Annotated in this window: 15 protein-coding genes; 10 read left to right on the top strand and 5 right to left on the bottom strand. The window is 71.5% G+C overall.

Annotation, left to right across the window (positions count from 1 at the left end; all coding sequences use genetic code 11):
• Positions 1-374 precede the first annotated feature (374 nt).
• From K7854_RS21345 to K7854_RS21315, 7 genes are all read left to right on the top strand, one after another.
• A complete protein-coding gene (locus K7854_RS21345; protein ID WP_226028149.1) occupies positions 375-686 on the top strand; it encodes a hypothetical protein in 312 nt (103 codons plus the stop codon).
• Positions 683-1,954, top strand: coding sequence for a WXG100 family type VII secretion target (locus K7854_RS21340; RefSeq protein WP_226028148.1), 1,272 nt, complete (start codon positions 683-685; stop codon positions 1,952-1,954). The genes K7854_RS21345 and K7854_RS21340 overlap by 4 nt, the downstream gene beginning before the upstream one ends.
• Before the next feature lie 69 nt (positions 1,955-2,023).
• Positions 2,024-2,728, top strand: coding sequence for a hypothetical protein (locus tag K7854_RS21335; protein WP_226028147.1), 705 nt, complete (start codon positions 2,024-2,026; stop codon positions 2,726-2,728).
• On the top strand, positions 2,725-3,492 hold the full coding sequence (locus K7854_RS21330; protein ID WP_226028146.1) for a hypothetical protein: 768 nt from the start codon (positions 2,725-2,727) through the stop codon (positions 3,490-3,492). The genes K7854_RS21335 and K7854_RS21330 overlap by 4 nt, the downstream gene beginning before the upstream one ends.
• Positions 3,492-4,139, top strand: a complete 648-nt coding sequence (locus tag K7854_RS21325; protein WP_226028145.1) for a hypothetical protein — start codon at positions 3,492-3,494, stop codon at positions 4,137-4,139. Before K7854_RS21330 ends, K7854_RS21325 begins: the two co-directional genes overlap by 1 nt.
• A gap of 43 nt (positions 4,140-4,182) precedes the next feature.
• A complete protein-coding gene (locus tag K7854_RS21320) occupies positions 4,183-5,157 on the top strand; it encodes a hypothetical protein (protein WP_226028144.1) in 975 nt (324 codons plus the stop codon).
• A 105-nt stretch (positions 5,158-5,262) separates the two neighbouring features.
• Complete coding sequence (locus tag K7854_RS21315; protein WP_226028143.1) at positions 5,263-5,946, top strand: hypothetical protein; 684 nt, start codon at positions 5,263-5,265, stop codon at positions 5,944-5,946.
• Positions 5,947-6,018: 72 nt separating this feature from the next.
• Here K7854_RS21315 and K7854_RS21310 read toward each other — a convergent pair whose 3' ends face one another.
• Entirely contained in the window at positions 6,019-6,321 is a 303-nt protein-coding gene (locus K7854_RS21310; RefSeq protein WP_030145321.1) for a WXG100 family type VII secretion target, read from the bottom strand.
• 286 nt (positions 6,322-6,607) lie between these two features.
• Between K7854_RS21310 and K7854_RS21305 the strand changes: the two genes are divergently transcribed.
• Positions 6,608-11,185: an FtsK/SpoIIIE domain-containing protein gene (locus tag K7854_RS21305; RefSeq protein ID WP_226028142.1), complete on the top strand. Its 4,578-nt coding sequence runs from the start codon at positions 6,608-6,610 to the stop codon at positions 11,183-11,185.
• 69 nt (positions 11,186-11,254) lie between these two features.
• On the opposite strand, the gene K7854_RS21300 is transcribed toward K7854_RS21305, so the two are convergent.
• Both K7854_RS21300 and K7854_RS21295 read right to left on the bottom strand, forming a co-directional pair.
• On the bottom strand, positions 11,255-12,970 hold the full coding sequence (locus K7854_RS21300) for a serine/threonine-protein kinase (protein ID WP_226028141.1): 1,716 nt from the start codon (positions 12,968-12,970) through the stop codon (positions 11,255-11,257).
• 81 nt (positions 12,971-13,051) lie between these two features.
• Positions 13,052-13,903 carry a menaquinone biosynthetic enzyme MqnA/MqnD family protein gene (locus K7854_RS21295; protein WP_226028140.1) on the bottom strand — a complete coding sequence of 284 codons (852 nt, stop codon included), beginning with the start codon at positions 13,901-13,903 and terminating at the stop codon, positions 13,052-13,054.
• Positions 13,904-14,195: 292 nt separating this feature from the next.
• Here K7854_RS21295 and K7854_RS21290 point away from each other — a divergent pair, with 292 nt between their 5' ends.
• Both K7854_RS21290 and K7854_RS21285 read left to right on the top strand, forming a co-directional pair.
• Entirely contained in the window at positions 14,196-14,399 is a 204-nt protein-coding gene (locus tag K7854_RS21290; RefSeq protein ID WP_004984723.1) for a cold-shock protein, read from the top strand.
• Positions 14,400-14,528: 129 nt separating this feature from the next.
• Positions 14,529-15,191 carry a class I SAM-dependent DNA methyltransferase gene (locus K7854_RS21285; protein WP_226028139.1) on the top strand — a complete coding sequence of 221 codons (663 nt, stop codon included), beginning with the start codon at positions 14,529-14,531 and terminating at the stop codon, positions 15,189-15,191.
• 19 nt (positions 15,192-15,210) lie between these two features.
• Here K7854_RS21285 and K7854_RS21280 read toward each other — a convergent pair whose 3' ends face one another.
• The gene (locus tag K7854_RS21280) at positions 15,211-17,139 is read right to left on the bottom strand and encodes an AMP-dependent synthetase/ligase (RefSeq protein ID WP_226028138.1); all 1,929 of its coding nucleotides are present in this window, start codon (positions 17,137-17,139) and stop codon (positions 15,211-15,213) included.
• Positions 17,140-17,362: 223 nt separating this feature from the next.
• Positions 17,363-18,649 (bottom strand): acetyl-CoA C-acetyltransferase, encoded by a 1,287-nt coding sequence (locus K7854_RS21275; protein ID WP_226028137.1) that lies wholly within the window; start codon positions 18,647-18,649, stop codon positions 17,363-17,365.
• Between the last annotated feature and the right edge of the window lie 46 nt (positions 18,650-18,695).

Here is an 18,695-nt window from a genome sequence, read left to right as displayed (position 1 = left end):
TGTTGGCCATACTGAGGATCTCGGCGCTAGTCATAGGGGCGCTCATGGTGGCCGCCCTCCCTTCCGGCAGAGGATTCAAGACCTCGTCGGTGCCGCGTAGCGCCGCGGACCATGCCGACGAACTCGAGGACTTCCCGTCTTGTGGGCCGCACCCGGCGCCATCGCTCGGACCAGGGGCGCCATCGCACACACTTGATCATCACGGATCGCCGCGTGGCATACGGAACCTCCGGTTACTTCCCTGCTCAGTCGGTGCGGAGGACTGCCGGCCAGTGCGGTCCGTAACGGCCCCCCGCTCGGACTTCCCACGTCCCGGCTGTATAGCGTTGGTTGGGACGAGCGAGGCAGTAACGACTGCAGGGGCGGGGGAGTTCATGGGTGACCTGTACATCGACTTCGAGATGCTGGAGAAGACTCAGAAGGACATCCGCGACATCCACGAGGTGATGGCGGCGCCCTGCCGTGAGATGGAAGACGTGGACGGCGCCGCGATGGGTGTCTTCAAGCTCGCGAAGCGGATGGACGACTTCGGCGACGAGTGGTCCTACGGCATCAAACAGATGTCCAAGTTCTCGAAGTCCGCGGCGAAAGCACTGGGGCAGATCAAGAAGACCTTCGAGGAGACCGACGAGCAGTTCGCGCGGGAGCTGGAAAAGGCCCGGAGCGGAAAGGGCGGTCAGCGATGACGGACTACTCCCAGCCCGGCTGGCTGCGTCCGGACCCCGCCGCCGACGCACGCTTTCCCGCGATCGGGTTCTGCCCCTGCCCCGGCAACCAGGCGGACGCCGCGCACGTCGCGGAGATCGTGGTCAGGACGGGAAAGACGCTGCGCGACATCGCGCAGGTCCTGAACGGCACCGGCCGCGGGGAGTGGAAGGGCAAGGCCGCCGAGGCATTCCGTGAGCAGTTCCACGACGACTTCCGGCCCAAGGTCAACGACGCACGGGACTCGTTCACCGACGCCGGGCAGGCCCTGGACGACTGGGCGCGCTACATGCGTGAGCGCCAGGCTCTCGCGGAGAAGCTGGAGAGGGAGGCGCAGGACGCCAAGGACCGGGCGGCCGGCCTCCAACGCGAACTGGACGGCATGCCGCCCAAGCCCGGGTTCGCCGAGAGGCTGGGCGACCAGACGCACGAGGAGAAGGCTAAGCGGGAGCGGCAGGAGGAGAAGCGCAGCGGCACGGAGAAGTCGCTGCACGCTGCCAACGCCGACCTGGAGGAGATACGCGGCCGGGCCGAGCGGCTGCGGGAACGTTACATCGAGGAAGGCGGTGCGGTCGCCGACCGGCTCAAGCACGCGATGGACATCGCGCCCAACGAACCGGGAATCTGGGACAAGCTCGGCGATGCCCTCGCGGACTTCGCGAAGATGGCCGCCGAGCTGGGCGAGGAGATCCTCGACAACCTCAAGGACTTCCTCAAGGAGTACGCCTGGGTCTTCGAGATAATCGGCAACATCGCCGGGTTCGCCAGCACGGTGCTCGGCCTGCTGTCGCTGGTCCCCGGGCTGCAGTTCCTGGCCGCACCGGCACTGATCCTCGGCGCCGTCGCCCTCGGTTCCCACTACCTGCAGAAGGTCGGGGAGTCCGGAAGCTTCGTCGACGCGCTGACCGACCCCACGGTGATCGCCGACGCCGCCGCGCTGACCTTCGGGTTCGGCGCGTACAAGGTCGGCAGCCAGCTCGGCAGGATGGCCGGGGCCTCGCCCTACGGATTCTTCCGCGGGGTCCTCACCCAGCCCGGCCACGTGCTGGAGGGGACCGAATTCGGATTGAAGGTCGCCCAGTTCGGTGCCAACTGGGGTGCCAACACCGCCGCTCTCGGTCCCGGCGGAGGAGCTCAGCTGATGTGGGACCTCGGGAAATACGTCGTCCCGGGTGACCAGACGAAGGGGCCGGGCGAGGACGTGTGGCCCGATGCCCTCACGCCGGCGCCCCTCAGGGACAAGACATGACCTCGCACCCGGCCGGTCGACGACCCCGGACGCCTGCACCCCGCGATCGTGCGTTCAGAATGGCCTGACATGACTGCCTCCCCTCCCCTCAGTACCTCCCCGCTGCGGCACCCGCTCGGCTCCGTCCAGCTGTACGCGCCGACCGACTGGTTCGACCTGCTCGCCGACGGCGACGACGAAGAGGCCGCACGAACCCGCTGCGCCGACCTGATCAACCGGAGCTACCCGCACAAGGCCGCCGGTCCGCGTCAGGAGTACACCGACGCGCTGATGGCATGGCGGCGGGTCCTCCTCGCCCAAGGCGTGATCACCCACGGCGTCGTCGCGGTACCGGAGGGCGAGTACGGCAGGGCCGTATGGCAGATCAGCGCCGGAGTCGTCGACGTGGGCCCGAGCAACCAGGACGTCGACCTCGGCGAGGTACTCGCGCGGCACTTCGGCCAGGAACTGCGGGGACGGCAGGTGTACACCGAGTCCTTCCCCACCGCGATGGGAATCGGCATGGGGATCATCTCCCAGCCGGAACTGCTCTCGGCCGACAGGACGGAACTCTTCCCGGACCCCCCGGCGGCCCGGGCGGCCCGCCCACTGGCGAAACTCGGACTCGCCGTCTGCCTGGCCTGTCCTCCCGGTGGCGGGCGTGGGCTCATGGTCGTGGGCACCTGCCTGGACGCCGAACAGGTGCTGGCCATGGCGAGCATCGTGGCCCTGATCGCCGGGAAGTCGACCTTTCTCGAACAACCGGAACCCGCCGAGGACGGTGCGTCGTCATGAACCCCGGAACCCCGCCCGACCTGCCCCCGGACCCGCGGACACTGAGCTGGTACGACCGTGCCGCGCTCCTGACCGCCCGGGCCGCCGCAGCGGATGTCCTGACCTCGCGCAGCATGGCGCTGCGGAACATGGTGTGGGCCTGGCTGGCCGCAGTGGTGGTCGCGGGCGGCTGGTTCTTCGCATGGGCCGGCCTCGGCTGGTATCTCGGCCTGGAAGATGCCGCAGACGCCGACCTGCTCGTGACGGTCGTGCTCGTGCTCGTCGCGCTCCTCGCAGCGGGAGCCGCCCTCGCGGCGTTCGCGCGCCTGGTACGGCGGGGCCGCGCCGCGCACCGGCTGCTGGAGGCGTGGACGGCGCTCGACCGCCTGCCGCCGGCTCGCGCACTGCCTCCCGGGAACATCCCGCAGCCCCTCGCCTCGACCTGGGACCTGATGCGGGCGGGGCAGCCCTGGAAGAACACCGTTCCCCTGGACGGACGCCGGTACCTGGTGTACCTGTCCGGCAAGTCACTGATGTGGATGGCGGCGCCCGTCGCGCCGCTCCTGGTCGGGGTGGTCCTGGTCCTGGTGGCCCTCGTGGGGGGCCTCGGCCAGGAGGACGGCGGTGCCTACAGCCAGGTGGCCGTGGCAGGCGCGGGCACCGCGATCGCCGCTGTCGGCCTCTGGGGTGTGGGCAAGGGTCTGCGGCACTACACCTGGGCGTTGCGAGAGGCCCGGGCGAGGATCTCGGAGGAGAAGACCTGGCCCCTCCTCACCGCCCGCTGATGGCGGGACCCGCGTGGCTCGACCGTCTGGGGCAGCGTCACTCCGCCCCGTTCTTCTACACGGGCGTGAGCCTTCTGACCGTCCTGGACGGCGCCATGGTCTCCGGGCTCGTCGGCCGCTGGCTCGTTCTTCCCGGTCTGGCGGTCGCGCTGGGACTGCTGTGGCTCGTCGCGGTCCACACCGATCAGCGACTGGTCCTGGCGCTCCTTTTCCTCCTGTGCGCCGCAGCGCTCTTCGTCCTCGGTCTGTTCCTCATCCAGGACCGGGCTCTGCAAAAGCGCGGCGCATGGATCGACGCCGTAGTGGCGTCCACGGAGCAGACGAGGGTCAACTCGACGTGTGAGCTGCGTGGGAACGACGGCGCCGTGCTCGCGGGCCCGGCCGGTGGCTGCCGTGGCGCACGGCCCGGCGACCGCGTCCGGGTCTTCCACGACCCCGAAGGAGAGGTACCGCCCAGTTGGAGCGCTCCGCACCCCGCCAGATGGGTCTGGGCGGCGGCCGGCGTGAACGTCGCCTTCACCGCGTGTGTGCTCCGCGCGGCCGTTCTCGGCGTACGCGGGAACCGTCAGGCCGTCGCACAGCGGCCTGGTGCACTGGGCAGCCGACTCGTTCCACCACCCCCGCGGGATCCTCCCGGCCGCCGGTGAGCGACCCGACACCAGCGAACTCGACGAATCAGGAGTGGATCACATGGGAATCTGGATGCCCGGTCCGGGCGAGACCGTACTCGCCCGGGTCCCCGTCACCTTCGCCACGGGCGCTGCCATGCGGGTCAGAGGCAGGCGATGGTTCCGGGACGAAGAGCGCAACGACATTCAAGGAGAGCTCGACGGTTGGCCCGCGGGGCCAGTGCACAACGTGCGGTCGACCGGATTCGGGGCGGTATTGGCCGTGCTGAGGATCTCGGCGCTGGCCGTAGGGGCGCTCATAGTCGCCGCCCTGCCGTCCGGGAGCACCGTCAAGACCTCATCGGTGCCTCGTTCCGCTGCGGACCGTGCCGACGAACTCGAGGACTTCCCGGTCCTGTGGGCCGCCCCCGGAACCGTCGCTCGCAGTCTGCCCTGGCAACTGGATCCGGCTCGCTCGGACCAGAGGCGCTATCGCACGCACTTGATCGTCACGGACCGTCGCGTGGTCATCGTGGGTCTGCCCTTCAACGAGCGCAGGTGTCACGAGCTTCCTGTCGAGGACGAACTTCTGTGGGAGCTCCCGCGTTCAGACATCCAGCGGGTCGACCGGCAGAATTTCAAGGGCGGTGATGACTTCAAGGTGGTTTTCACGGACGGTTCCTGGTGCCGCCTGTACTCCCCATGGCGCGTGTTTCCCATGCAGCATCTAGCGGATCGGTCCGACGTCGTGCCGTCGGACGCTCTGCCACCTGAAATTCGTGAGGCCGCCGAGACCTTCGCAGCCAACCACGGCCCTGACGCCGCGCCTCCCCTGGTCGTCAGGAACGATTGCGGGTGCTACCGCATCGAGGTGCTGGCTCCGGGCACAGCCGTTTCCTTCTACGGCATTCACCCCCAGGAGAGGATCGTCGACGCCGAGGGACGAGAAGTGGACATGGTCGACTATCACTTGGAAGACCTGTCCGTCGAAGGCCTGTGGCTGTGGAAGAGCCTGTTCAGAGGGACGCCTGCGTCGGCCAAGGCGTCACCGAGCTAGTTCGCGCCGGCATCCGGCGCACACCGCCCCCATCAAACGTCGGCTCGCCCGTCCGTAGCTCCCGAGCCGTCGCCGTCCCTGCCGTGCAGACGAGGAGATCACCCCGTGGCCCCCAGGCGGAAACAGCACAATTCTGCAGAACGGCTCGGCATTCACATCGAAGCGGGCGAGTGGTGCACGATCGACGCGATTCCACGGCCTCCCGCCGACGTGTACGCGGCCGCGGGCAACCCCCGGCTGCGTCCCGGAAGAGTGCCTGCACTGGGCATGATCGGTGCGGTGCTCAAGGCGCCGTTCATACCGATCGCCCTTCTCCTTGGACTACTGGCCGCCATGGAGGACTCGGTCATGCGCTCTCTCGCCCCGAAGGGCGAAAGGACCCGTCTACGGGCCAAGAGCACGGACGAGAGGACCCGCCGGAGGGCCGTGGCCGACGAGTACGGGCTCGACAGAGTCTTCGACGGAAACTGGCACGGCGACGCCGGGCAGTTCCTGTTGGACTGGTACGGCCACTCACCGCACCACCAGCGGCTTCTGCTGGCGACACCCGAGGGAATCGTGCTGGCGGCCCCGCCCCGGCGCGTCAGCGTGGGGCGCGAGAAGCATATGCGGGTCGTCGCACGCCTACCGGTCACCGAGGCAGCTCTGGTCGACCCTTTCGCCGGGGAGTTCGCGACCACGACGCTGCTGATCCGCTTCCGGGACGGTTCCTGGCTGCGGGTCGAGACGGAAGAGCCTCGAAGCGCCCTCCACATGCACGCACTCCGCCGACCGTCCCCGGACGGCTGACCGGCGCCGTCGAGCCGTCACCCGCCCGGCACACGACGGGGAGACCGCGCGTACCGGACGGGCGGTGTGGCCCTACTTGCTCCGTGCCTGCTTCGCCAGTTCCTCGTCGATCTGCTCGAACTTGTCGGCGGCCGTGGTGAGGTAGTCGCCCATGCCGTCGAGGCCGTCGAGGGTGTCCTTGGCGCCGCGGGTGAACTCGTCGAAGTTGTCGTCGAAGGCCTTGGAGGAGGACTTCGTGACATAGCCCGACTCGACCAGGTTCGCGATGTACTTGCGCAGGCCGTCGAGCTTCTCCTGGAGCTTTTCCTTCTCCTTCACGACATGCTTGGCGGCATCCCGCATGTCCTGGTATGTGATGTCAAGGTCTTTGGCCATGAAGCCGCTTCCTCTCACAACGCCGCAGGGCCAACCCCCGTGGCTCCTCGTTTGCGGATCGAACCGGCGCACCGGTCAGACCGGTCGGATGTAACGACCGGTGTGATCGTCCGCTCTTGAGGCAGCAGCTTACGGGGGAGGCCAGTGGTGTCACATCCCTGCGTTGCCAACGGGAACGTGCGGTCACCGCCCTGTTGCCGGACCGCGACACCCAGCGGATATCGTCGCCTGGACTGTGAGCCGTGGTGTGGAAGCGGCCGCGGGGGCTCGCCTGGGGAGGACAAGCGTGCGACTGACTCTGACCGTCGTCGATCCGTACGGCGGGGGCTCCGCCGACGTCGTGCTCGACGCGGACGCCGAGTCCACCGTCGGGGACATCGCCCAGGAGCTGGCCAAGCAGGTCGGGGTCGCGGGGGCGCAGGTCATTCCCATCGGGCACCAGGGCCAGGCCGCGGCCGGCGGGGCGCCGCTGGTCTACGTCGACGGGTACGCCGTCGATCCGTCCGCCACCGTCATCGGGTCGCCGTTGCGCGAGGGCGCGGTCGTCAGTCTGCAGGATCCGTCCGGGTGCCTGCCCGGAGAGCCCACCGGGCTGGTGGAGTTGCGGGTCGTCGGCGGGCCGGGGGCCGGGTTCGTGCACCGGCTCGGGGTGGGGAAGTACGACATCGGGAGCGGACCGGCCGCGTACATACGGATCGAGGACCCCGAGGTCGACGCCCGTGCCCTCACCCTCTCCGTCGCCACCGACGGCACCTGCAAGGTCGCCGTGCACGGAGACGAGGACACCGTCACCCTCGACGGGGAGCCGGTCAAGGACCGGGAAGGGGACGACTGGCCGCTCGGGGGGCAGATCGCCGTCGGGAACTCGCTCGTCGAGCTGGCCCGGTACGCGCCGCCCAACGCCGCGCTCAAGTGGTCCGAGGACGGGATCGGGCTGGACTACAACCGGCCGCCCCGGCTGCGTCCGGCCGAGCGGCAGACCAACTTCCGGCTGCCCTCGCCGCCCCGCGAGTACGAGGCCCGGCCGCTGCCCTGGCTGATGGCGTTGACGCCGCTCGTCGGCGCGGTGGTCGCGGTGGCGGTGTTCGGGCGCTGGTACTACCTGATCATGGCCGGGCTCAGCCCGATCCTGCTGTTCGCCAACTACTTCAACGACAAGAAGCACGGCCGCAAGTCCCACGCCAAGCAGGTCAAGGAGTACGAGGAGCAGAAGGCGCGGATCGAGAAGGACGCGCAGGACGCGCTGGTCGCCGAGCGGGACGACCGGCGGCAGGCCATTCCGGACCCGGCGGTCGTGCTGTCCGTCGCGACCGGGCCGCGGACGCGGCTGTGGGAGCGGCGGCGGACCGACCGCGACCACCTGCTGCTGCGGGTGGGGACCGGGCGGCTGCCGTCCGAGGTCGTGCTCGACGACCCCGAACAGGACGACCACCGGCGCCAGGTCACCTGGAAGATCGAGGACGCGCCCGTCGCGCTGTCGCTGCGCGGCCTCGGCGTCGTGGGCATCGCGGGGCCCGGCGACTCGGCGCGGTCGCTGGGGCGGTGGGCCGTCGCGCAGACCGCCGCGCTGCACAGCCCGATGGACGTGCAGTTCTACGTATTGAGCGAGAACTCCGCGCAGAGTGAGTGGGACTGGGTGCGGTGGCTGCCGCACGCGCGGCCCTCCGGGGGCCAGGACGTCAACATCCTCATCGGCACCGACGCCGAGACCGTCGGCGCCCGCATCGGCGAGCTGACGCGGATCCTCGACGCCCGCAAGAAAGCCGCCGAGCAGAAGGGCAGCGGCGCGCAGGGGTCCAGCTTCACCGATCCGGACATCGTGGTGGTGTGGGACGGGTCGCGGCGGCTGCGGTCGTTGCCCGGTGTCGTACGGCTGCTGCGCGAGGGGCCGGCCGTGTCGATGTTCGCGGTCTGCCTCGACGCCGAGGAGCGGTTCCTGCCGGGCGAGTGCCAGGCGTTCGTCGTCGCCGAGCCCAAGGCCGAGGGGGGCGGGCGGCAGCAGCGGGACGAGCAGCCGCAGCCGGCCCAGCAGGTCGCCGGGGGCTTCCCGTCCTTCCAGGCGTGGCACACCAACGCCCCCGCCGAGCCCGAGCAGCGGGCCCGCGCCGAGAAGCTGCGGCTGCGGGTGGAGGAGGCGGGCGTCGAGCGGATCACCGACGTACGGCCCGACTTCGTCACGCCCGCCTGGTGCCTGCGGCTGGCGCGGTCGCTGTCCGCGCTGCGGGACATCAGCGGGGAGACGGAAGACTCCGCGCTGCCCGGCGCCAGCAGGTTGCTCGACGTGCTCCAGCTGGAGCCGCCGACGGCCGACGCGATCTCCGCGCGGTGGCGGATGGGCGGCCAGTCCACGATGGCCGTGATCGGTGAGTCGTACGACGGCCCGTTCGGCATCGACATGCGCAAGGACGGGCCGCACGGCCTCATCGCCGGTACCACCGGTTCCGGCAAGTCGGAGCTGCTGCAGACCATCGTGGCGGCCCTCGCCGTCGCCAACACGCCCGAGAACATGACCTTCGTCCTCGTCGACTACAAGGGCGGCTCCGCGTTCAAGGACTGCGTGAAGCTGCCGCACACCGTCGGCATGGTGACCGACCTCGACGCGCACCTGGTCGAGCGGGCGCTGGAGTCGCTAGGCGCCGAGCTGAAGCGGCGCGAGCACATCCTCGCCGCCGCCGACGCCAAGGACATCGAGGACTACCAGGACCTGGTCAGGCGCGATCCCTCGCACGCTCCGGTGCCCCGGCTGCTCATCGTCATCGACGAGTTCGCCTCCATGGTGCGGGACCTGCCCGACTTCGTGACCGGGCTCGTCAACATCGCCCAGCGAGGACGTTCCCTCGGCATCCACCTGCTGCTCGCCACCCAGCGGCCCAGCGGCGTCGTCTCGCCCGAGATCCGCGCCAACACCAACCTGCGGATCGCGCTGCGCGTGACCGACGGCGGCGAGTCCTCCGACGTCATCGACTCGCCCGAGGCCGGGCACATCTCCAAGAACACCCCGGGCCGCGCCTACGTGCGCCTGGGCCACTCCTCCCTCGTCCCCTTCCAGTCGGGACGCGTCGGTGGCCGTCGGCCCGGCGCAGCCGACCCCGCCGCGCTCGCGCCCTGGGTCGGGCCGCTGGGCTGGGAGGACCTGGGCCGGGCGGCGCTGACCAAGCCGAAGACCGAGTCCCGCGAGGACGACGAGATCACCGACCTCAAGGTGCTCGTCGACGCGGTGCGCGAGGCCAACCTGGCCATGGGCATCCCCGCCCAGCACAGCCCCTGGCTGCCGGCGCTCGACGAGACCCTGCTGCTGGACGACATCGAGGTCCCGGCACTCGCCGGCGCCGCCCCGGGCCAGCTGCCGCCCGCCCCGTACGGCATCGAGGACCTGCCCTCCGACCAGGCCCGCCGCCCGGTCGTCGTGGACTTCTCGACCTTCGGCCACCTGATGATCGGCGGTGCCCCGCGCAGCGGCCGTTCCCAGGTGCTGCGCACCATCGCCGGTTCGCTGGCCCGCACCCACTCCACCGCCGACGTCCACCTGTACGGCATCGACTGCGGCAACGGCGCCCTCAACGCGCTGACCCGGCTGCCGCACTGCGGCGCGGTCGTGGGCCGCAACCAGACCGAACGGGTCGTACGGCTCGTCAACCGGCTCAAGGGCGAGCTGTCGCGCCGCCAGGACCTGCTGGCGGACGCCGGGTTCGCGGACATCGGTGAGCAGCGGGCCTCCGTGGCGGAGGACGAGCGGCTGCCGCACATCGTCGTGCTCCTCGACCGCTGGGAGGGCTGGGTGCCCACCCTCGGCGAGGTCGACCACGGTTCGCTGACCGACGAGTTGCAGACGATGATGCGCGAGGGCGCGAGCGTCGGCATTCACCTGGTCCTCACCGGCGACCGCACGCTGCTCGTGGGGCGCATCGCGACCCTCACCGAGGACAAGTACGGCCTGCGCCTGGCCGACCGCAGCGACTTCGCCTCGCTCGGCATCCCGGCCCGCAAGGTGCCCGAGGAGATCCCGCCGGGCCGCGCCTTCCGCAACGAGGCCGGTACGGAGACCCAGTTCGCGCTGCTGTCGCAGGACACCACGGGCCAGGGCCAGGCCGCGGCCATCACCGCGATCGGCGAGGCCGCCACGGCGCGCGACGCGGACGTCCCGCGGGCCCGGCGCCCGTTCCGCGTCGACAGCCTGCCCAGCCGGATCTCCTTCCCGGAGGCCTGGGAGATGCGCGATCCGGAAGCGTCCCGCTCCAAGCTGTGGGCGCTGATCGGCATCGGCGGCGACGAGATCGTCGGCTTCGGGCCCGACCTCGCCGACGGCGTCCCCTCGTTCGTCATCGCGGGGCCCGCCAAGTCGGGCCGCTCCACGGTGCTGATGAACGTCGCCCAGTCGCTGCTCGCCCAGGGCACCCGGCTGGTCGTGGCGGCGCCCCGGCAGTCGCCGGTGCGCCAACTGGACGGCACGGAGGGCGTGCTGAAGGTCTTCACCGGGGACGACATCGACGAGGACGAGTTCGAGGAGCTGATCGACGGGGCGAGCCTGGAGGAGCCCATCGCCGTCCTCGTCGACGACGGCGAGATCCTGGAGGACTGCGACGCCGAGAGCCAGATGAAGAAGATCGTCTCGCGCGGTGCCGAACGCGGCCTCGCTCTCGTCATCGCCGGTGACGAGGAGGACGTGTGCAGCGGCTTCTCCGGCTGGCAGGTCGACGCCAAGAAGGCCCGCCGCGGCATCCTGCTCTCGCCGCAGGAGTCCTCCAGCGGGGACCTCATCGGGCTGCGCGTCTCGCGCCAGATGGTCGGCGGCCAGATCACGCCGGGCAAGGGCATGCTGCACCTCGGCGACGGGGAACTGCGCACGGTGGTGGTTCCGGGCTGAGCCCGTGGAGGGGGGGAGGCGGGGCCCTCGCCGGGTGCCCCGCCTCCCCCCCTTGATTTCCGGCCCCCGCTACTCGATCTTCGACAGCCGTGCCTCCGGCCGTCCCGACTCCTCGCTCTTCGACGCGTAGTCGAGGTCGTCGCCGACCGGGGTGAAGGTGACGGTGGTGGGCGCGGGGTTGCAGCCGTCGTGGTTGCCCTCGGCGCCGACGGACCCGGCGACGAGCTGCTTCTCCGTGACCTTCTTGAGGGTGATCACGTCGACGCAGACGCCGCCCAGCGCGTCGGTCTGGCGGAGCCTGCCCAGCTCCTGGCCGGCCTCGGCCTGCTTGATGGTGATCCGGAAGGTGCCCAGCGGCAGCTTGCCGTCCAGGGCGGCGGCCTGGCCCTCCCAGGTGCCGAGGTAGCGCGCGGGCAGCGGGCCCGCGGTGGCGGCGGGCGGCTCGTGGGAGCCGTCGTCGCCGCCCGCGTTGTTCGCGTCGTTGCCCGAGCCCGGCAGCAGGTCCAGGACGAACACCGACCCCACCGTCACCGCCGCCAGCGCTCCCGCCACCGCCAGCGCCACGGTGCAGCTGATCCGCCGGCCGCGTCCCCGGGCGCCCTGCGTCGAGGTCGCCGCGACGGAGAGGGCGAGCCGCCCGGGCGGGTGCCCCGGGTCCGGCCCGTCGCCGGGGTCGCCGCCCCGCGGTCCGGGGTCCCTCGGCCCGGGGACGGACGGGAGGGCCGGGGCAGGCGGCGAGGGCGGGTACGAGGGCGACGTGGGCGTCGGCATCACCGGCGGCGGGCCGAAGACACCGGAGGCCGGGGGCGCCGCCCCGGCGTCGTCCCCCGCCGTCACCGACGGCCGGCTGAACCCCACGGGACCCGAGGCCCCGGTCTCCGCCTCCGCCGCCTCCAGGTTCAGCAGCCGCACGGCGCTCCGGCTGACCCGCTCCACCAGCGCCCCCGGCAGCCAGCCGCCGGTCACCAGCCGGGCCGCGCCCTCGGGGGCCAGGCGACGGGCCACCTCGGCGGGGGCCGGACGGGCGGCCGGGTCCTTGGCGAGGCAGGCCGCGACCAGCTCGCGCAGCTCCCCGTCGTCCAGGCCGTCGAGGCTCGGCTCCTCGTGGACGACCTTGTAGAGCAGCGCGGCCGAGGAGTCCCCGGGGAAGGGCGGCCGCCCCGTCGTCGCGTACGCCAGCACGGCGCCCAGCGAGAAGACGTCCGCCGCCCCGGTCACGCCCTTGCCGAGGATCTGCTCGGGGGACATGTAGCCGGGCGAGCCGATGGACACGCCCGTCGAGGTCAGGGAGGCGGTGCCGTCGGTGGCGCGGGCGATGCCGAAGTCGATCAGGAGGGGGCCGTCGAGGGTGAGCAGGACGTTGGAGGGCTTCACGTCACGGTGGACGAGGCCCAGCTCGTGCACCGCGGCCAGCGCCTCGCTGAGGCCCGCGCCCAGCGCCCGTACCGAGTGGGCGGGCAGCGGGCCGCCGTCGGCGACGGCCGCCGTCAGGGACGGACCGGCGGCGTACGCCGTGGCGACCCACGGCACGCGCGCCTCGGGGTCGGCGTCCAGTACGGGTGCGGTCCAGACGCCGCCGACCCGGCGCGCGGCGGCCACCTCGCGCCGGAACCGGGCCCGGAACTCCTCGTCCAGCGCGAAGTGCGGGTGCACGATCTTCACCGCGACCGTGCGGCCGCCGGCGCTGCGGCCCAGGTAGACCCGGCCCATGCCGCCGGAGCCCAGCCGGCCGAGCAGCCGGTAGGGCCCCACGACGGTGGGTTCGTCGACTTCGAGCGGCCGCATGGCGTCCACCCCTCCCCCGTACGCCGGTACCTGCCAGCAGGGTAGTGGGCCGCCCGCGCCGGAACCCCGGGCGTGCCGGGGTCAGGGGGTGCCGAGCAGCTCCACCTTCACGTCCGCCGGGAAGCCGGTGGTCGGCCCGACCCGGCGGGCGAACTCGGTGACCGCCTCCAGCTGCGGGCCCCCGAAGCGGAAGTCGAGGGTGGTGAAGTACTTGGCGAGGGTGTCCTCGTCGAAGGCCTCCCAGCGGGCGGCCTGCTCCGCGACCTTCTCCACCTCCTCCAGCGAGAGGTTGCGGGAGGCGAGGAAGGCCTCGTGCACCTTGCGGGTGATGACCGGCTCGCGCTCCGCGTAGTCGCGCCGGGCCGCCCAGACCGCGAAGACGAACGGCAGTCCCGTCCACTCCTTCCACAGGGCGCCCAGGTCGTGCACGTCGAGGCCGTAGCGCGGGCCGTCGATCATGTTGGCGCGCAGGGCCGCGTCCCCGATCAGGACGGCCGCGTCGGCCTCCTGCATCATCAGGCTCAGGTCCGGCGGGCAGGTGTAGTAGTCCGGCTGGACGCCGAAGCGCTCGGCGAGCAGGAGCTGGGCGAGCCGTACGGAGGTGCGCGAGGTCGACCCGAGGGCGACCCGGGCTCCGTCCAGGCGGTCCAGCGGGACCTGGGAGACGATCACGCACGACATCACCGGGCCGTCGCAGCCGACGGCGATGTCCGGGAAGGCGACGAGATCGTCCGCGTTCTTGAGGAATTCGACCAGGGTGACGGGACCGATGTCGAGATCGCCGCGCACCAGCTGCTCGCTGAGCTTCTCCGGGGTGTCCTTCGTCAGCTCGAAGTCGAGGAGCGTGCCTGTTCTCGCGAGCCCCCAGTACAGGGGCAGGCAGTTCAGGAACTGGATGTGGCCGACGCGCGGCCGGGTGCGAGAATTGTCCACATCGCGAGGCTAGCCCTCCCCGGGGATGTGCCCGTAGCCGACCCCCGGCGTCAGCCGAACGGCGCAGGTGTTCAAACGTCCGGGTGAAGTGATCTTGACCTCTGTTGCGCTGGGGGGCCTGCGTGCTAGGCTCACAGCAAGTTGCAGTTTGGTTTCCCTTGCAGTACAGAGCCTGCGGAGCATGTGACCGCGGGCTCTCGTCGTTCTCAGACGTATGCAGTTGTGCGGCATTCAAAGTCTTCACATTTGCTGGTTCTGGAGCAGGGCAACCCTTTGGGCCCAAGGAGGGCTTATGGCTACCGGAACCGTGAAGTGGTTCAACGCCGAAAAGGGCTTTGGTTTCATCGCCCAGGAAGGCGGCGGCCCCGACGTCTTCGTCCACTACTCCGCGATCAACGCGACCGGCTTCCGGTCCCTCGAGGAGAACCAGCAGGTGTCCTTCGACGTCACGCAGGGCCCCAAGGGTCCGCAGGCGGAGAATGTCACTCCTGTCTGATTGACAGCAGTACCCAAGGAGCCCCGCGCCGTTTCGGCGACGGGGCTCCTGCCCTTTCATGAAATCTCCGTGAACTTCCCGCCCGCTGCGCCCGCCCCGGCTGTCAGTGGCTGCCACTAGGGTCCGCCCATGACCATCGACCCCGCCTTCGTGGCCACCACCAGGACCTTCTACGACGCCATCGCCGAGGACTACCACGCCCGGTTCCGCACCGTGCTGGACGACGCCCCGCTGGACCGGGCGCTGATGGGCGCCTTCGCCGAGCTGGTGGGGCCCGAGGGCCAGGTGGCCGACCTCGGCTGCGGACCCGGCCTGGTCACCGCGCACCTCGCCTCGCTGGGCCTGCGGGTCTTCGGCCTGGACCTGTCCGCCTCGATGCTCGCGATCGCGCGCCGGGAGAACCCCGGGCTGCGGTTCGAGCAGGGGTCCATGCTGGAGCTGGACCTGCCGGACGGCGCCCTCGCGGGGGCGGTCTCCTGGTACTCGTCGATCCACACGCCGTGGGAGCGGCTGCCGGACCTGTTCGGCGAGATGCGGCGGGTGCTGGCCCCGGGCGGGCACCTGCTGCTCGGCTTCCAGGTCGGCGACGAGCCCAACCACCACGACCGCCCGTGGGGCCACCCGGTCGCCCTGGACTTCGAGCGGCGGCGGCCGGAGCCGATGGCGGAGCTGCTGGAGCGGGCCGGTTTCACCGTGCTGTCCCGGACGGTGCGGATCACCGAGGAGACCACCGTCGCCCAGGTCCCGCAGGCGTGCCTGATCGCCCGCGCCGGCACCCGGCCGCCGTCCTAGCCCTGTCCGGCTGACGGGCCTATCCCTCGTACAGCCCCTCCACCGCCGCCGCGAAGTCCCGCATGATCGCCTCGCGGCGGAGCTTCATGGAGGGGGTCAGGTGGCCCTCCCACTCGGTGAAGTCCCTGGGCAGGACGGCGAAGCGGCGGATGGACTCGGGGCGGGAGACCAGCTTGTTGGCCTCGTCGACCGCGCGCTGGAGCACCTGGTGGACCTCCTCGTCGTCCACCAGCAGTTCCGGCGGCACCGGGTGCTTGCCGTTCATGCGGCGCCAGTGGTTGACGCCGTCGGCATCGAGGGTGAACAGGGCGGAGACGTAGGGGCGGCGGTCGCCCAGGACGAGGCACTGGGAGATCAGCGGGTGGGAGCGCAGCCAGTTCTCCAGCGGGGCCGGGGCGACGCTCTTGCCGCCCGCGGTGATCAGCAGCTCCTTCTTGCGGCCGGTGATGGTCAGATAGCCCTCGTCGTCCAGGCTGCCTATGTCCCCGGTGGCGAACCAGCCGTCGGGTGCGGCCGGGACGACGCCGCCGGCCTGCGGGTCCCAGTAGCCGTGCAGGACCTGCTCGCCGGCGACCAGGATCTCGCCGTCGGCCGCGATGCGGATGCGGGTGCCCGGCAGCGGCCAGCCGACCGTGCCGAGGCGCGGCTTGAGCGGGGGCGTGACGGTGGCCGCGGCGGTGGTCTCGGTGAGGCCGTAGCCCTCGAATATCTCGATGCCGGCCCCGGCGTAGAAGGCGGCCAGGCGGCGGCCGAGCGGGGAGCCGCCGCAGATGGCGTACTTGACCCGGCCGCCCATGGCGTTCCGGATCTTGCGGTACACGAGGGGGTCGTAGAAGGAGCGGGCGGTCTTCAGGCCGCGGCCGGGGCCGCCGCCGGTGCCGGTCTGGCGGGCCTCCTTGGCCTCGCCGTAGCGGACCGCCACCGAGACGGCGCGGTCGAAGGCCGAGGCGCGGCCGCCGGACTCGGCCTTGGCGCGGGCGCTGTTGAAGACCTTCTCCAGCATGTACGGGATGGTCAGCAGGCAGGTCGGCCGGAAGGCCGCCAGGTCGGGCAGCAGGTCCCCGGGTTTCAGGCTCGGCGCATGACCGAGGCGGACCCGGGCGCGGACGCAGGCCACGGCGACCATCCGGCCGAAGACGTGGGACATCGGCAGGAAGAGCAGGATGGAGGGCTCCTCGCCGGTCTCCGCCTTGAAGACGGGGTAGAGCAGCTCGATCGCGTTGTCGACCTCGGCGAAGAAGTTGCCGTGGGTGAGCGCGCAGCCCTTGGGGCGGCCGGTCGTCCCCGAGGTGTAGATCAGGGTGGCCAGGGTGCTCGGGCTCAGCATGCCGCGGCGCACCTCCACCTCCGCGTCCGGCAGCCGCGCGCCCAGCTCGGCCAGCCGCTCCACGTGCCCCTTCTCCATGACCCACAGATGCCCGAGGTCGGGGATGCGGTCCAGCTCGGGGCCGAGGGCCGCGGCCTGCGCGGTGGTCTCGGTGACCAGGGTGACGGCGCCGGAGTCCTGCAGGATCCAGCGGGTCTGGAAGAGCGAGGAGGTGGGGTAGATCGGGACGGTGACCAGCCCGGCCGCCCAGGCGGCGAAGTCCAGCAGCGTCCACTCGTACGTGGTCCGCGCCATGATCGCGATGCGGTCGCCCGGCATCAGGCCCTCGGCGATCATGCCCTTGGCGACCGCGAGCACCTGTCCGGCGAACTCGGCGGCCGTCACGTCGGACCAGTCGCCCTCGGCGGACCTGCGGCTGAGGACGACCTGGCCCGGGACCGCCGCCGCGTTGTCGAAGGGCAGGTCGGCGAGGGACCCGCGGCGCACCGGCGGCGCGAACGGCGGTACGTACGCCTCCCTGACGGTCCCGTCCAGCATCCGCGTCTCGGGCGCCACCAGGGTGGGGCCGGGCGAGTCGGCGTAGGCGGCGGACGCGGCGAAGGACGGAAGCGGGGTGGACACGGGCGGCTCCTGGGACGTGCAGCAAAGACACTGCTCCTGCTGTCGCTGCTCTGCTGCATGACGTACGTGCCTCGCGCGCCGAGGCGTTCATCGCCGGTTCCGCGGACAGGGGTTACCGGCGGTCAGTTCCGGGATCGTACGGTGCCCGCGTGGGGAGTTGGTGCGCGTTCCACGATCTTCCCGCGCCGGACGTGTGCAGTGTTGGGGGTTACCTGAGGGTAGGTCACGTTCGTTCCAGTATGGCGGTGACGCCCTGGCCGCCCGCCGCGCAGACGGAGATCAGGCCGCGCCCCGGACCTCCCCGCTCGGCCAGCAGGGTGGCCAGCGTCGCCACGATGCGGGCGCCGGTGGCGGCGAAGGGGTGGCCGGTGGCGAGGGAGGAGCCCGCCACGTTCAGCCGGGCCCGGTCCACCGGGGCCAGGCCGCGCTTCTCCCAGGCGGCCAGCGTGGCCAGCACCTGGGACGCGAACGCCTCGTGGATCTCGACGAGGTCGAAGTCCCCGGTGCCGAGCCCGGCCCGCTCCAGCATCCGCGGGACCGCGTAGGCCGGGGCCATCAGCAGGCCGTCCTCCCCGTCGGCCACGTCCCCGCCGACGAAGTCCACGGCCGCCGTCTCGTACGCGGTGAGGTAGGCGAGGGGTTCGAGGCCCCGGGCCTCGGCCCACTCCTCGCTCGCCAGCAGCACCGTGGCGGCGCCGTCGGTCAGCGGCGTGGAGTTGCCCGCCGTCATGGTGGGGCCGGGGGCGTCGAGGCCGAACACCGGCTTGAGTGCGGCCAGTTTCTCCACCGTCGAGCCGGGGCGCAGGTTCTGGTCGCGGGCCAGGCCGCGGAAGGGGACCACCAGGTCCTGGAAGAGCCCGCGTTCGTACGCCGCCGCCAGCCGCTGGTGGCTCGCGGCGGCCAACGCGTCCTGTTCCTCACGGGAGATGCCCCAGGCGCGTGCGGTGACCGCGGCGTGCTCGCCCATGGACAGGCCGGTGCGCGGCTCGGCGTTTCGGGGGATGTCGGGCACCAGGTGTCCCGGGCGGACCTTGGCCAGCGCCTTCAGTCTGCCGCCGGTGGTCTTCGCCCGGCGGGCCTCCAAGAGGATGCGGCGCAGGCGGTCGTTGACCCCGAGCGGGGCGTCGCTCGCGGTGTCCGCGCCGCCCGCGATCGCGGACTCGGTCTGGCCGAGGGCGATCTTGTTGGCGGCGGCGATCACGGCCTGGAGTCCGGTGCCGCAGGCCTGCTGGATGTCGTAGGCGGGGGTGCGCGGGTCGAGGGCCGAGCCGAGGACGGTCTCGCGGGCGAGGTTGAAGTCCCGGCTGTGCTTGAGGACCGCGCCGGCCACGAACTCGCCGACCGCGCCCGGCCCCTGGAGGCCGTGCCGCTCGACCAGGGCGTCCAGGGCGGCGGTGAGCATCTCCTGGTTGGAGGCGGTGGCGTACGGCCCGTCGGAGCGGGCGAAGGGGACGCGGGCGCCGCCGAGGACCGCGACGCGGCGTGTGGGCTGCGCTGTCAGAGGGCTCATCTCGACCTGCTCCTCACCCGTGCCATAGGCTTACCTCCGGTAACCT

The organism is Streptomyces hyderabadensis, from assembly GCF_020404845.1.
GTDB lineage: Bacteria > Actinomycetota > Actinomycetes > Streptomycetales > Streptomycetaceae > Streptomyces > Streptomyces hyderabadensis.
This window is presented reverse-complemented; position numbering and strand designations above follow the sequence as displayed.